Origin of the sequence: Yersinia sp. IP36721, from assembly GCF_003634395.1 — a bacterium.
Lineage (GTDB): Bacteria > Pseudomonadota > Gammaproteobacteria > Enterobacterales > Enterobacteriaceae > Yersinia > Yersinia entomophaga.
Window position 1 is genome coordinate 54,865 of record NZ_QCZL01000009.1, and the last position, 15,228, is coordinate 70,092.

Below are 15,228 nucleotides of genomic sequence, written 5' to 3' on the forward strand. Positions count from 1 at the left end.
ATTTTATTTATACAACACCAAAAATGACACTCAAACCTGCGGGGATATTTATCTCCGCAGTCTCTGAAAGATAAAAAGAGAAAATAATATGAGTAAATCTAATAATAAGATGGGCGTAGTACAGTTAACCATTCTGACGGCGGTTAACATGATGGGTTCTGGCATAATTATGCTACCAACTAAACTCGCCGAAGTCGGCACCATTTCTATCGTATCTTGGCTTGTCACCGCCGTAGGTTCCATGGCGCTGGCCTATGCTTTCGCCCAATGCGGCATGTTCAGCCGTAAATCTGGCGGTATGGGCGGCTACGCCGAATATGCCTTTGGTAAATCCGGCAACTTTATGGCGAACTATACCTACGGTGCATCGTTGCTGATCGCCAATATCGCCATCGCTATTTCTGCCGTTGGCTATGGTACTGAATTGCTGGGCAGCACTCTCAGCCCGCTGGGGATCTGTCTGGCGACCATTGGCGTCCTCTGGTTAGCAACAGTCGCTAACTTTGGCGGCGCACGCATTACCGGCCAAATCAGTAGTGTAACCATTTGGGGCGTTATCATTCCTGTGCTGGGTATTTCAGTTATCGGTTGGTGGTGGTTTAGCGCCGATGCCTATGTCGCCTCCTGGAACCCACACGGTTTCCCAACCTTTGAAGCTATCGGTTCATCCATCTCCATGACTCTATGGGCCTTCCTGGGTCTGGAATCCGCCTGTGCCAATACCGATGCGGTAGAAAATCCTGAGCGTAATGTTCCTATCGCCGTGCTGGGCGGTACTTTAGGCGCGGCCTTTATCTACATTATTTCGACCAACGTGATTGCCGGTATCGTACCAAACATGGATCTGGCTAATTCCACTGCGCCTTTCGGTCTGGCATTTGCCTATATGTTTACCCCTGCCGTGGGTAAAATAATTATGGCGCTAATGATTATGTCCTGCGTAGGTTCCCTACTCGGCTGGCAGTTCACCATCGCACAGGTATTCAAATCCTCTGCGGACGAAGGTTTCTTCCCGAAAATCTTCTCTAAAGTGAGTAAAGCCAATGCGCCGATCAAAGGCATGTTGACCATCGTCATTATTCAGAGCGTCCTGTCTCTGATGACTATCAGCCCATCGCTGAATAAACAGTTCAATGTGCTGGTCAATCTGGCGGTCGTAACCAACATCATTCCATATATTTTGTCTATGGCTGCTTTGGTTATCATTCAAAAAGCCGCTAACGTACCGGCAGCTAAGGCTCGTCGAGCCAATATCATTGCCTTTATCGGTGCCATGTATAGCTTCTACGCCCTGTATAGCTCAGGTCAGGAAGCCATGATGTGGGGCGCGATTGTGACCTTCCTGGGCTGGACGCTCTACGGCCTGGTTTCACCTCGCTTTGCTCTGGCAGATAAAACCAAATAAGCAGCAGCTTCACGGGCGGCAAGCCCTTTGCCGTCCGCGTTGTTTCCTCCGGTTTTTCATACCGGATAAAAAAACCGTGCTTCAGTCCTGATTCCGACGATAATATTCCCGCCCCTCATTCAACAGAGAGCGTTATGTCGGAAAGCATCTGGTCTATTTATCTGATTCGTACCGCCGCAGGCAGTTTATATACCGGTATAACTACCGATGTTTCACGCCGTCTGGCACAGCATCAGTCGGGTAAAGGCGCTAAATCTTTGCGAGGAAAAGGAGAATTGAACCTGGTTTTTCACTGCGTGGCGGGCGATCGCTCCACCGCGCTAAAACTGGAATATCGCCTGAAACAGCTGACAAAAAAGCAAAAAGAAAGGCTGGTACGCGACCAGCCTTCTTGTGTAGCAGATTTACTGTTACCTGAAAAATCAGCAATAATTACAGCTGATTAAAGGCTTCGGCGTAATTTACCTGGCCAGTGACTCCATCCAAAGCATCGGGAGCCAGTGAGTAAACCTGAAATGCCGCTTCGCAACCTGGCCAACGGCAATATAGCTGAGCGTCAGCCGCAGGTTTGAAACCAAAACGCTGATAGTATGCCGGATCGCCCAGTACCACCACGGCGGAATAGCCGAATTCATTCAGCGCGTCCAAACCTTCATATACCAGTTTTTCGCCCAACCCCTGACGGCGTAAATCTTCTTTCACGGCCAGAGGACCCAAACCGACCCACTGACGATCTTCCCCTTCAATATCTACCGGGCTGAATGCTGCATAGCCCACCACGCCACCTTCATCATCGGTCGCGACGATACCTAGCGTCAGTAAACCGTCTTCACGCAGTTGTTGCACCAGCTTTGCTTCCCCATCGCTGGGAAAAGACTCACGCAGCAGTTTATCGATCCCCGGTGCGTCTACTGGGATCTCGGTACGGATCAACACGATACCACGGCACGGGAAGTCTGCTCCGCGCCCTCTTGTTGCCCTGCTTCAATAAAATCGGCCAGTTGTTGCAGACCCACTCGTAGCAATGTTGGCATGGATTCCAACTCGATGGCATCCATCAAATTTTTTACATACAGGCCCAATTCGGTATCCCCTTCAATACGCAGTCGACGCTGGAAAAACAGCGTGTCCGGATCTTCTTTACGGGCAGCGATCAATACAAGATCGTTGGCATCACCACTGAAGCTGACATCAGCGTCCGCCTGTTGGCTCACCACCAGCCTACCGTTTTCCACTGTCATAAACCATTGTAATGCGAGATCCCGCACTTCAATCTTCAGCCAACGACCAGCAAGAAACTTCAGATCGCCCTCTTCAAGCGCCTGGCGGAACTGCCAGCTTAGTACCTGTTCCAGTACCTGACGCTGCACAGCAAAAGGCGTAATTTTCAGCGGGGCCCGCAGCAGCGCAGGCCCTTGGCGCACAAGGTGTGCTCGTAGTTTTCCCAACACAGGCTGACTCCTTTGAATTCATCGGTTTCTATTTTGCCACACGGATAGACGACCCACGCGGACTAAATCAATAAATTCTGCACCAGATTACCGATGCTTTCTTTGCTAAATATCAGAACACTATCAGCAATGCGGAAGAAACTGCCCCAAATCAAGATATGTCTGCAGCAGGTTAACTAAAATTGCTCCTCGTTAAAATTATCCATGTCACCACGATCATCTACGGATGAGGATTATTTACTACCTCTGGTAATGCCGAGGTATTGCCGCTGACTCATTCAGGAAATTTCTATGGAGCTGCTTTGTCCTGCCGGTAATTTGCCCGCGCTAAAAGCTGCGGTGGATAACGGCGCTGATGCTGTGTACATCGGCTTGAAAGATGATACTAACGCCCGCCATTTTGCCGGACTGAATTTTACCGATAAAAAGCTGCAAGAGGCGGTGAATTACGTTCACAGCCGGAAACGTAAGCTGCACATTGCCATCAACACTTTTGCCCATCCGGACGGTTTTTCCCGCTGGCAACGCGCCGTCGATATGGCGGCTCAACTGGGTGCAGATGCGTTGATACTGGCAGATTTGGCGATGCTGGAATATGCCGCCGAGCGCTATCCCGAGGTGGAACGCCACGTTTCGGTTCAGGCTTCGGCTACAAACGACGAGGCCATCCGTTTTTACCAACGCAACTTTGATGTAGCAAGGGTAGTTTTACCGCGAGTGCTGTCTATGCATCAGGTAAAACAGCTTTCCCGCACCAGCCCGGTGCCGCTGGAAGTTTTTGCTTTCGGTAGCCTGTGCATTATGGCTGAAGGCCGCTGTTACCTTTCCTCCTATCTTACCGGTGAATCTCCCAATACCGTCGGTGCCTGTTCTCCGGCCCGCTATGTGCGCTGGCAACAGACGCCGCAGGGCATGGAATCCCGCCTGAACGAAGTGCTGATCGACCGCTATCAGGACGATGAAAACGCCGGTTACCCCACGTTGTGCAAAGGTCGCTACCTGGTTGACGGGCAGCGTTACCACGCGCTGGAAGAACCCACCAGCCTCAATACGCTGGAGCTGTTGCCGGAACTTTTCGCGGCCAATATCGCTTCGGTCAAAATTGAAGGCCGCCAACGTAGCCCGGCTTACGTCAGCCAGGTTGCTAAAGTCTGGCGTCAGGCCATCGACCTCTATCAGAAAGAACCGGCAAAATTCGCAGCAAAAACCGAATGGATGGAGCAACTAGGTTCGATGTCAGAAGGCACCCAAACAACGCTGGGCGCTTATCATCGCAAGTGGCAGTAGGGTGGAAAAAGCATGAAATACTCATTGGGCGCAGTGCTTTATTACTGGCCAAAAACAGATATTGAGGCTTTCTATCAGAAAGCCTGTGAAAGCAGTGCCGATATTATTTATCTTGGTGAAAACGTTTGTACCAAACGACGTGAAATGAAAGTAGGCGACTGGCTGGAACTGGCGAAACAAGTCGCTTCCAGCGGAAAGCAGGTAGCGATTTCTACCCTTGCATTGCTACAGGCCCCTTCAGAACTGACTGAACTCAAACGTTATGTAGAAAACGGCGATTTTCTGTTAGAAGCCAATGACTTTGGTACGGTGAATATGGCCGCTGAGCGAGGACTGCCCTTCGTAGCAGGCCACGCGCTCAACTGCTATAACGCCTATACCCTGCGTATTCTACATCGTCAGGGCATGATGCGTTGGTGTATGCCGGTAGAGCTCTCGCGAGACTGGTTGGAAAACATGCTGATTCAGTGTGATGAGCTGGGATTCCGTAATAAATTCGAAGTAGAAGTGCTGGCTTACGGCTATCTGCCGTTAGCTTATTCGGCTCGCTGCTTTACCGCTCGTTCCGAGGATCGAGCTAAAGACGAGTGCGAGACCTGCTGCATCAAGTACCCTCAGGGGCGCAGTATTCTCTCACAGGAAAATCAGCAAGTATTTGTTCTCAATGGCATTCAGACGCAAAGTGGTTACTGCTATAACCTAGGTAATGACCTAATTTCTATGCAAGGATTGGTGGATATCGTGCGTTTATCGCCACACAGTACCGAAGCGCTCACCATGATCGATAAATTCCGTGCCAATGAAAAAGGTCTGGCTCCGCTGACCCTGACGGATAAAGCCGACTGCAATGGTTACTGGCGTCGGGTAGCCGGTTTGGAACTGGTTTCTTAAGGTTCGATAAGTTGGAAATAAACAGGGAGAGGTATTTCTGCCTCTCCCATTTTTTTGCCTAATTTAGCGTGATTTCAGACACATGCCTTATGAGCCATAATATCGATAATCTGGCTATCGGTTTGCCTCATCGCGCCACAAGCCAGAGCGCACAGATTGGAAATGGAGCTATCGACATCCCCCGCGACTATGCCTTCGTTGCCGGTTACGCCGCTGTGATCCAACGCCATAAGCACCGCTTTATAAGCTGCCGTTACGCTGGTTGAGACTTTCATCGCGCAGCTATTGGCCGCGCCGTCGCAGATAATGCCGCTAATGTCGCCGATCATGCTGCTAATCGCCATAGCTACAGCGTCATAACCCGGTTCAATTAGCCATGCCATTCCCGCCGCGGCCCCCATAGAAGCGGTGGTTGCGGCACACAAAGCCGACAATGACGGGAGCTGGCTATGGATATAAATCGCCATCAAATGAGATAGCATCAACGCCCGCGCCAGCTGTTCCTCACTGGCTCCCAGATGCTCCGCCACCACCACGACCGGCATAGTGGCCGCAATCCCCTGATTTCCCGATCCTGAATTACTCATCGCCGGCAACGTTGCCCCGCCCATGCGCGCATCTGAAGCGGCAGCGGTGCGAATCATAATATTCGACAATAAGTCTTGCGCCAGTAATCCACGCTGCCGCTGGCGAGCCAGCGTTGCACCAATATGCAGGCCATAATTGCCGCTCAACCCCTCATCAGACAGCGCACCATTTAGTCGCGCCGCCTGTAGAATAAAGGCGATACGCTCAAATGGAACCTCTGTGGCGAACTGATAAACTGAACGAGCATCGGCCTGCTTCAAGCAATAACCCAGTGTAGGTTCATTCCCATCATGAATTTCATGGCCAGAATCACCGAATGCAAACAGTACTTCACCATTTCTTACAATGTTAACCAACCTCGTATGCCCACCGGCAATAGTGGCAGTCACCCATTCATCACCGCTATATAACGTCGCTTCGGAAAACAGGATATATTTACTTTCCTGCATCGTGACCCGAACGCTTCCCTGAGACAGCATAGCTTTCGCGGCTGCCAGTTTCTCCGCGCTAATGTGCTTCAGCACTTCCAAACCCGCCTGAGCATCGCCAGCCAGCGCCCCCACGGCGGCAGCTATTGTTAACCCGACCATGCCGGTTCCCGGCACAGTAACGCCCATCCCGTTCTTCATCAAATTGGGGGAAACACGTGCTTCAATACGTTCGATGGCTCCTGACAAATGAGATGCGGCTATAGCCGCGGCCAATGCCAACGAAACAGGTTCGGTGCAGCCGATAGCGGGTTGAACTTCCTGTTTTACCGCGCGGATGAATTCATCCCATAACTCTGAATGACTACAGTGACTCATAATGAATACCTTCAACCTTTACAGCAGGTAATATCAGATGCCGTTAACTTATGAAAACGCCAGGAAAGGTGAAATACACAGTAAAATGCCGGTGATGATAATAATCATCAAAGACACACCTTTATATTTATGCAGTGCTGGAACTTTATAAACCAGATAGGCAGGAATCAAACAACCAACCAGACCAAATATCGGGCTACAAATAGAGGTGAAACTTAATACTGGCGCATTTAAAATAATGGCGCCCCATGCCAATAATACGGCAAAGACCATAATTCCATTTTGCACCCATTTCTGATTTATTTTCTCCGCAGGCATTATGCGACGTAATATATTCATCACAATGCCCTGAGTTGCTTCGCGGAATCCTAAATACACGCCAAAGAATGCGGTCATCACGGCGAATATATTTAAAATAACGCTAACGACCGTTGCCCAGCCACCAGGGAAAAATTTAGCTGCAATTGCCAAAGCAGAAATATTTTGCTCGTAAGCTTTTACCGCTTCGTCATGCCCCATTGCTAAGGTAAATGAAACCGCATAGAAAAACACGGTACAGAATAGAATTCCGAATGCGATATTCATGGCTCTGAGCGCTTTGTGCCGTGCAACTTCCAGCGACTTTTCTTTTGCCCGATAAGAAATAACCATTGGGCTTAGCGTCTGGATAAACAGAATGGAAGTCAGAGTGAATGGCAGAGTGATAATGGCATTTTTGATCAGCAAACCCACCGGTGGCAGTAGGCCTACGTTGTAAAGATGCCACATGCCAACCATAGAGACGCCTAAGGCCGCAACCACTAACAGTTTTGTTATCACCATAAAGCTGGATAACTTAAACAGCAGTTTTTCCCCTCGGGAGGAAATAGCGACCAAGACACAAATCAGCACCAAACCATAGAACGGATTATCGGATAATAATCCTTCCGTCACGCCAAAAGTTTGCAGATAAGAGGCACTATCATTCGTGATGGCGGTGGAATAAACAAACATCCAGATCACCAACATAATAAAATACAGTGCACCTAATATTATTCCCCAGTTTTTTCCTAAATACCCGCTAATCACACTGGGATAGTCTTTACACTCTGGAGATTCAGCCAGCGTATTAATAAATAAACGCTGAAATAAATACATCGCAGGATAACCAATAATTGATGATAACAAAAATACCCAAAGCCCCATCAATCCTACCTGAACCGGTAAAAACACAATCCCGGCTCCGATAGCCATCCCGATGCTCATAATGACCCAGCCAAAATCTGTACTATCAAATTTAATTGCTTCACGCCATTGGCTTTCAGACATATTTGCACGCTGTGCCGCCGGAGAGTCAATTAAAATGATGCTCTTATTAGAACTTGCCGTTTCCATAATAGCTCTCGCCTTTATTCTCTGGTTAGTAGGTTTTATCGTTATTAAAATGTACAGAGTCAGTTATCCGATCATCGCCCTGAAAATAGGCGTTATCAGACAGGCAGGTGTTTTTATTTTTTGGCTATATTACGCTTGCGTACAGAGAATATTGTTTTAACATCCATGTCTTCCGCTGGCCTCAATAGAAAATAATTCTACCTCAAGAGGGTTATTCTGAAGATCTATCTCCCTCTGAGCGCTGTCCCTGCTACTTTATGCTGTCATTATCGACGCAGCATTCTAATCAATTGATTATTAATAAGATAGACTGAAAGAACTCATTGAAGTGCAGATGAAACCGAAGATAATCACGGTAACATTTGTGATGCCTATCAAAAATGATTAACCACAATTAATTAATGGTTAATCGGCATTCTGCTGTTACCGTCACAATAAAACCAGCCCGCAGCCATTGAAACAGCATAAAATATTTTATGTTCACTTCTTAACGCAGCATTTCAGCATTATCAACTACCACTTTCACTATCTTATTCCAACGAGAAAGCCAAAGCCGAAATAAAATACTCAACAGCACTTTAATTGAACAAAATTCGGATAAAAATGAGACAAAGGCCCCAATCAGGCGAAGCATTTATTTCCCCTTGTGGGCAAGCAATTTCATTTATGCTTTAAAGGTAAATTCCCAGCTCTGGTAATAAATCACCCGCTATTTACCAGAGCTTTCACAGCAGCAGGTTAATTCATGCGCTCGCCCTTCAAGCGAACCGACATAAGGTAAGATGGACGATTTCTATGACTGATAAACGCCTTATCCCCCTTTCCGTTTTGGATCTTTCCCCGATAGCCAAGGGAAAAACCCCTCGCGATGCTTTCCATGCGTCATTGGATCTGGCTCAACGCGCTGAAGACTGGGGATATCAACGCTACTGGCTGGCTGAACACCACAATATGACTGGCATTGCCAGCGCAGCGACTTCGGTATTAATTGGCTATATCGCCTCTGGAACCAAAAAAATCCGTCTTGGCTCCGGTGGCGTGATGCTGCCAAACCACTCTCCGTTAGTGATTGCCGAGCAGTTTGGTACCCTAGCCTCTCTGTATCCTAATCGAATAGATTTGGGGTTGGGCCGAGCACCGGGAAGCGATCAACGCACTATGATGGCACTTCGCCGCCATTTGTCCGGTGAAGATAATTTCCCTGCGGACGTGCGTGAATTACAGCGTTATTTCGCCGAAGCACAGCCCGAGCAAGCAGTGCAGGCCGTTCCGGGACAAGGCTTGCATGTTCCGCTATGGTTACTCGGTTCTAGCTTGTACAGCGCTCAGCTGGCCGCCGCTATGGGCCTGCCTTTCGCTTTTGCCTCTCACTTTGCACCAGACATGCTGCTTCAGGCACTGAAACTCTATCGGGAGAACTTCAAACCCTCTGCCGAATGGTCGCAGCCTTACGCCATTGTTTGCGTTAACGTCGTCGCTGCCGATAGCGTACAGGATGCTCGCTTCCTGTTTACTTCCATGCAGCAGCAGTTTGTTAATCTACGTCGTGGCACACCAGGGCAACTTCCTCCTCCGGTGCAGGATATGTCCAGCATCTGTTCACCGGCGGAACAGTTTGGCGTGGATCAGGCGCTACGGTTATCGATAATTGGCGATGAAAGTAAAGTCCGCCACGGACTGCAATCTTTGCTGCGTGAGACTCAGGCGGATGAAATCATGATTAACGGACAGATTTTTGATCATCAGGCTCGCCTGCGTTCCTTCGAAATTGTCGCCGGTTTACAGCAAGATATGCTTAACCCCACGCAGATTTAAGCTAATCCTTTAATTACAGACATAAAAAAAACCAGCCCTAAGGCTGGTTTTTGTTTTCATCATTCAGATGATTATGACTTATGCGTCACCGAAACGACGACGGGCTGGTGCTGCTGCCGGAGCGGCTGCATCATCACGACGTGGTGCGGCAGCTGGACGTTGAGCGTCACGGTTGCCACGACGTTCGCCGCCATTGCCGCCTTCGCGACGCTCACCGCCGAATGAACGACGTGGAGCACCGTTGCCGCCTTCACGACGTTCGCCGCCGAATGAACGACCACCGCCACGACGCTCTGCGCCAGCACCTGGAGCACGCTCACGACGTTCGTGAGGCTGCGCATCACCCAACAGCTGCATGTTCAGCGGCTTGTTCAGGATACGAGTACGGGTGAAATGAGACAGCATATCGCCCGGCATGCCTTTTGGCAGCTCAATGGTTGAGTGGGAAGCGAACAGCTTGATATTCCCGATATAACGGCTACTGATGTCGCCTTCGTTAGCAATAGCGCCAACGATATGACGAACTTCAACACCATCATCACGGCCCACTTCAATGCGGTACAGTTCCATCTCGCCAACGTCACGACGTTCGCGACGCGCAGGACGCTCGCCACCGTCACGGCTTTCCGGACGACGCTCACGGCGATCGCCACGATCGTTGCCACGGTCTTCACGCGGGCTGAACTCACGCTGCGGACGACGTACTGGCTCTGGTGGCAGAATCAGAGGACGTTCGCCCTGTGCCATTTTCAGCAGCGCAGCGGCCAGAGTTTCGATATCGAACTCATCTTCTGGTTGCAGTTTAGTCAACAGACCACGGTATACGTCCAGATCGCTACTTTCCAGCTGCTGGCTAACTTTAGCCGCGAATTTAGCCAGACGACGTTCGCCCAGTAATTCTGCATTTGGTAACATCACTTCTGGAATGGTCAGCTTCATCGTACGTTCGATGTTCTGCAACAGACGACGTTCACGGTTCTCAACGAACAGCAACGCACGGCCCGCACGACCTGCACGACCGGTACGGCCGATACGGTGAACGTAAGACTCTGAATCCATAGGGATATCATAGTTTACAACCAGGCTGATACGCTCAACGTCCAGGCCACGAGCAGCCACGTCAGTTGCAATCAGGATATCCAAACGACCATCGCGCAGACGTTCCAGAGTCTGCTCACGCAGGGACTGGTTCATATCGCCGTTCAGTGCTGCACTGCTGTAGCCACTGCGCTCCAGAGTTTCAGCCACTTCCAACGTTGCGTTTTTGGTACGCACGAAGATGATTGCCGCGTCGAAATCTTCAGATTCCAAGAAACGCACCAACGCTTCGTTTTTACGGTAACCGCCGCCGACTTTCCAGTAGCTCTGACTGATGTCAGGACGAGTAGTATTGCTAGACTGAATGCGTACTTCCTGTGGCTCTTTCATGAAGCGACGGGTAATACGACGAATAGCTTCTGGCATAGTTGCAGAGAACAGAGCGGTCTGATGTTCAGCCGGGATCTGCGCCATGATGGTCTCTACGTCTTCGATAAAGCCCATACGCAGCATTTCATCTGCTTCATCCAACACTAAACCGCTCAGGTTGGACAGGTTCAGGGTACCGCGTTTCAGGTGGTCTAACAGACGACCTGGGGTGCCAACAACAACTTGTGGCCCTTGGCGCAAAGCGCGTAATTGAACGTCATAACGCTGGCCGCCGTACAGGGCCACCACGTTAACGCCGCTAATATGTTTAGAGAAGCTAGATAATGCTTCCGCAACCTGAACTGCCAGCTCACGAGTTGGAGCCAGTACCAGCACCTGTGGTGCTTTCAGCGTTGGGTCAATGTTGTGCAACAGCGGAAGCCCGAAAGCAGCTGTTTTACCACTACCGGTCTGCGCCATGCCGAGAACATCACGGCCGTTCAGCAGGTGTGGAATACATTCCAATTGAATTGGAGATGGTTTTTCGTAGCCCAGATCAGTAAGGGCAGAAAGAATAGGAGCGGACAGCCCCAAATCAGCAAAAGAGGTTTCAAGCTCAGTAGTCATGTACACGTGCCTCATTAATAATGGCAGCCAGTCTACATAACTCGTCGAGAAAATTTTCAGTCATTTTCATTGAAAAGTGTGAACCGGCTCAAATTAGATTATAAAACGAACAAAAAGGCCATCACCCGCGAAGGTGATAAACATTGGTTAAAACCAAGGTATATCAGGCTAATAGTTGTCCGTCAGCTATTGCTGGTCCGATTCCGATAGGTCGTCTTGTTCTTGGCCCAAAAGCGCCAATTCCAACAATGCATAGCGGTGCTCAACAAAGTTATGAACGTTGTTAGCTACCGTCAGTTTGAACAGCGCCGAAGCGGTGTTCTTGTCCCCCAGACTTAGGTAATGTTTACCTAAATAGAAGTCAGTTTCACTGAGATGCTCAGCGAGCGAAGTGTTATCCGTTGCATCCGCCTTGAGGCGTTCCATCAGCGTTTTTTCGCTGATATTCCCCAAGTAGAATTCGACAATATTCCATCCCCATTGCCCTCTGTTCGACTTTTCATAGCGTTGTTTCAACGCTACTTCGGCAGCCTTGGGATCAATTTCTTTTTCCACCAGGTACAGCCATAACGAACGGAAGGGATCATTTGGATCGTCTTGATAAAACGCCTGCAGATCATCCTGCGCTAACGGGAAGCGACCGCCATAATAAAGTGCGATGCCCCGATTTAAACGCGCGTAATTGTAAGTTGGATCAAGCTCTAGTACAGAATCAAACGCTTCATAGGCAGCATCAAAATTGCCTGCCTGCGTTAAATAAATGCCCAGATAGTTAAAAACTTCTGGCATATCAGGACGAATAGCTAACGCTTGCGAAAAATCATTTCGCGCTAGTGCCCGTAGCCCGAGGCTATCATACAGCACTCCGCGCTCATATAAAAGCTGCGCGCGCTCATCATCCGTTAGTGCCCGGCTTGCAAGGATCTGTTCCATGCGAGCTAGAATCACTTCCTGCTGCAGCGTAGGCTGCAACGGGATAGCCAAAACCTCATCCTTACGCCAATCATTGTTGCTGCATCCTGCCAGCATGAGTGCTGTCGCAACGTAACACCAGCGCAAGAAAGGCTTCATTTCCTACTCCCGAAGACAAACATTGGATAAACGTCCTTTCATCCGCTTGTTTAACACAAGAGCGTCCTGCCCTCGAGATAAGAACAACTCCCTGCCTCTTGGCAAGGAGTTGAAAACGGACTTAATTACTCTGCTGCTTCAGGCGCTGGAGCTTCTGCATCAGGCGTAGTCGCTTCTTTGATGCTCAGGCGAATACGACCCTGACGGTCAACTTCCATTACCTTAACTGGCACTTCCTGGCCCATTTGCAGGTAATCAGTCACTTTCTCTACGCGCTTGTCAGCGATTTGAGAAATATGAACCAAACCTTCTTTACCGCCACCGATAGCAACGAACGCACCGAAATCAACGATACGAGTTACTTTACCAGCGTAGATGCGACCCACTTCGATTTCAGCAGTGATTTCTTCGATGCGACGAATAGCGTGTTTCGCTTTTTCGCCGTCAGTTGCTGCAATCTTGATGGTGCCATCATCTTCGATTTCGATGGTAGTACCTGTTTCTTCCGTCAGCGCACGAATCACAGAACCACCTTTACCGATCACATCTTTGATTTTGTCAGAGTTGATCTTCATGGTGTAGATACGTGGAGCGAACTCGGAGATATCACCACGTGGTGTGCTGATAGCCTGTTCCATTACGCCCAGAATGTGCAGACGCGCACCCTTGGCCTGGCTCAGTGCTTCCTGCATGATTTCGCGGGTAATACCTTCGATTTTAATATCCATTTGCAGCGCGGTAATACCTTCACGGCTACCCGCTACTTTGAAGTCCATGTCGCCCAAGTGATCTTCGTCACCCAAGATATCGGACAGAACCACAAAGTTTTCTTCATCTTTAACCAGACCCATTGCGATACCCGCAACGGCGGCTTTGATTGGCACGCCAGCGTCCATCAGGGCCAGAGAAGCACCACAAACGGAAGCCATTGAGGAAGAACCGTTAGATTCGGTGATTTCAGAAACCACACGAATGGTATAGGGGAATTCGCTCGGGCTTGGCATAACGGCCAACACACCGCGTTTCGCCAGACGGCCATGGCCAATCTCACGACGCTTAGGTGAACCAACCATACCTGTTTCACCAACAGAGTAAGGAGGGAAGTTATAGTGTAGCAGGAATGAGTCAGTACGCTCACCCATCAGTTCATCAATATTTTGCGCGTCACGTGCGGTACCCAGAGTCGCGGTTACCAGCGCCTGAGTTTCGCCACGGGTGAACAGTGCTGAACCGTGAGTACGTGGCAATACGCCAGTACGAACGTCCAGACCACGGATCATGTCTTTTTCGCGGCCATCGATACGCGGCTCGCCACGCAGAACACGGCTACGAACCACGTCTTTCTCTACGCTGCCCAGGATGTCCTGAATTTCTGAAGCATCCAGAGTCTCGTCTGCCGCCAGCAGAGATTCGGTCACTTCAGCTTTGATTGCATCAACCTGAGTGTAACGCTCTTGTTTCTCGGTAATACGGTATGCATCGCCCAGACGTGCGCTGGCCAATTCAGCAACGCGCGCATACAGCGCTTCGTTAACCGCTTCTGGCTGCCAATCCCACTTAGGTTTGCCCGCTTCAGCAACCAGTGCGTTGATGTTTTCAATCACAACCTGTTGTTGTTCGTGACCGAATACCACTGCGCCCAGCATTTGATCTTCGCTCAGGATGTCTGCTTCGGATTCAACCATCAATACTGCGGCAGCTGTACCGGCAACAACCAGATCCAGACGACTTTCTTTCAGCTCATCGGTCGTCGGGTTCAGAACGTATTGGTCATTGATAAAACCAACGCGTGCAGCACCGATTGGGCCGTTGAATGGAATACCTGACAGGCTCAGAGCCGCAGATGCACCGATCAGAGCAACGATGTCCGGGTTAACCTGTGGGTTAACGGAAACAACGGTCGCGATAACCTGAACTTCATTCAGAAAGCCTTCTGGGAACAGAGGGCGAATCGGACGGTCAATCAGGCGAGAGGTCAGGGTTTCGCCTTCGCTTGGACGGCCTTCACGACGGAAGAAACTGCCTGGGATACGACCAGCAGCGTAAGTACGCTCCTGATAGTTAACGGTCAGTGGGAAGAAGCTTTGGCCTGGCTTGGCTTTTTTCTGGCCAACAACAGTAACGAATACTGCGGTGTCGTCCATGCTTACCATAACGGCAGCAGTTGCCTGGCGAGCCATCATACCGGTTTCAATGGTCACGGTATGTTGACCGTACTGGAACTTACGAATAATCGGAGTCAGCAAAATAATATCCTTTAGCTTGATCGGCGCTCGATCGTATTGACGACCTGATCCACCTGTTACTTACCGATCTTCACACTACATCCTCGCGACTAATGACAACCCTTAACTCACCATTGAGCTAAAGTCTCTCATTAGCCGCGCGAAATGCTGTAACGGAAGATCCTATTTTAGAAACAATAACAATACGTTAACGTTTTCTGTCATCGGTTCTTAGAAGAAAGGGGCCAAATTAGGCCCCTTTCTACTCGAAACTCGCAGAC

12 protein-coding genes are annotated in these 15,228 nt (G+C 49.6%); 5 read left to right on the forward strand and 7 right to left on the reverse strand.

From position 1 onward, the window contains the following. Positions 1 to 88 precede the first annotated feature (88 nt). Positions 89 to 1,405 (forward strand): putrescine-ornithine antiporter, encoded by a 1,317-nt coding sequence (gene potE, locus DBA33_RS09615; protein ID WP_064516155.1) that lies wholly within the window; start codon positions 89 to 91, stop codon positions 1,403 to 1,405. Positions 1,406 to 1,539: 134 nt separating this feature from the next. After that, positions 1,540 to 1,851: a GIY-YIG nuclease family protein gene (locus DBA33_RS09620; RefSeq protein ID WP_064516153.1), complete on the forward strand. Its 312-nt coding sequence runs from the start codon at positions 1,540 to 1,542 to the stop codon at positions 1,849 to 1,851. Here the strand turns inward: DBA33_RS09620 and DBA33_RS09625 are convergent. Both DBA33_RS09625 and DBA33_RS09630 read right to left on the reverse strand, forming a co-directional pair. Next, positions 1,838 to 2,341 (reverse strand): N-acetyltransferase, encoded by a 504-nt coding sequence (locus DBA33_RS09625; protein ID WP_120806335.1) that lies wholly within the window; start codon positions 2,339 to 2,341, stop codon positions 1,838 to 1,840. The two genes, DBA33_RS09620 and DBA33_RS09625, sit on opposite strands and share 14 nt — an antisense overlap. Then, positions 2,335 to 2,856 (reverse strand): SCP2 domain-containing protein, encoded by a 522-nt coding sequence (locus tag DBA33_RS09630; RefSeq protein ID WP_064516149.1) that lies wholly within the window; start codon positions 2,854 to 2,856, stop codon positions 2,335 to 2,337. The genes DBA33_RS09625 and DBA33_RS09630 overlap by 7 nt, the downstream gene beginning before the upstream one ends. A gap of 291 nt (positions 2,857 to 3,147) precedes the next feature. Between DBA33_RS09630 and DBA33_RS09635 the strand changes: the two genes are divergently transcribed. Further along, positions 3,148 to 4,143: a peptidase U32 family protein gene (locus DBA33_RS09635; protein WP_064516147.1), complete on the forward strand. Its 996-nt coding sequence runs from the start codon at positions 3,148 to 3,150 to the stop codon at positions 4,141 to 4,143. Positions 4,144 to 4,155: 12 nt separating this feature from the next. Further along, positions 4,156 to 5,034: a U32 family peptidase gene (locus DBA33_RS09640; RefSeq protein ID WP_064516145.1), complete on the forward strand. Its 879-nt coding sequence runs from the start codon at positions 4,156 to 4,158 to the stop codon at positions 5,032 to 5,034. A 74-nt stretch (positions 5,035 to 5,108) separates the two neighbouring features. Here DBA33_RS09640 and DBA33_RS09645 read toward each other — a convergent pair whose 3' ends face one another. After that, positions 5,109 to 6,428, reverse strand: coding sequence for an L-serine ammonia-lyase, iron-sulfur-dependent, subunit alpha (locus tag DBA33_RS09645; RefSeq protein WP_064516143.1), 1,320 nt, complete (start codon positions 6,426 to 6,428; stop codon positions 5,109 to 5,111). Between the two features lie 48 nt (positions 6,429 to 6,476). After that, positions 6,477 to 7,802, reverse strand: coding sequence for an amino acid permease (locus DBA33_RS09650; RefSeq protein ID WP_049599453.1), 1,326 nt, complete (start codon positions 7,800 to 7,802; stop codon positions 6,477 to 6,479). 795 nt (positions 7,803 to 8,597) lie between these two features. Between DBA33_RS09650 and DBA33_RS09660 the strand changes: the two genes are divergently transcribed. After that, positions 8,598 to 9,617: a luciferase-like monooxygenase gene (locus tag DBA33_RS09660; protein ID WP_120806338.1), complete on the forward strand. Its 1,020-nt coding sequence runs from the start codon at positions 8,598 to 8,600 to the stop codon at positions 9,615 to 9,617. Positions 9,618 to 9,695: 78 nt separating this feature from the next. On the opposite strand, the gene DBA33_RS09665 is transcribed toward DBA33_RS09660, so the two are convergent. The 3 genes from DBA33_RS09665 to pnp form a co-directional block, all read right to left on the reverse strand. Then, positions 9,696 to 11,651: a DEAD/DEAH family ATP-dependent RNA helicase gene (locus DBA33_RS09665; RefSeq protein WP_064516136.1), complete on the reverse strand. Its 1,956-nt coding sequence runs from the start codon at positions 11,649 to 11,651 to the stop codon at positions 9,696 to 9,698. A 186-nt stretch (positions 11,652 to 11,837) separates the two neighbouring features. Beyond that, the gene (nlpI, locus tag DBA33_RS09675; RefSeq protein ID WP_049599443.1) at positions 11,838 to 12,722 is read right to left on the reverse strand and encodes a lipoprotein NlpI; all 885 of its coding nucleotides are present in this window, start codon (positions 12,720 to 12,722) and stop codon (positions 11,838 to 11,840) included. 125 nt (positions 12,723 to 12,847) lie between these two features. Then, on the reverse strand, positions 12,848 to 14,968 hold the full coding sequence (gene pnp, locus DBA33_RS09680) for a polyribonucleotide nucleotidyltransferase (RefSeq protein ID WP_064516133.1): 2,121 nt from the start codon (positions 14,966 to 14,968) through the stop codon (positions 12,848 to 12,850). Between the last annotated feature and the right edge of the window lie 260 nt (positions 14,969 to 15,228).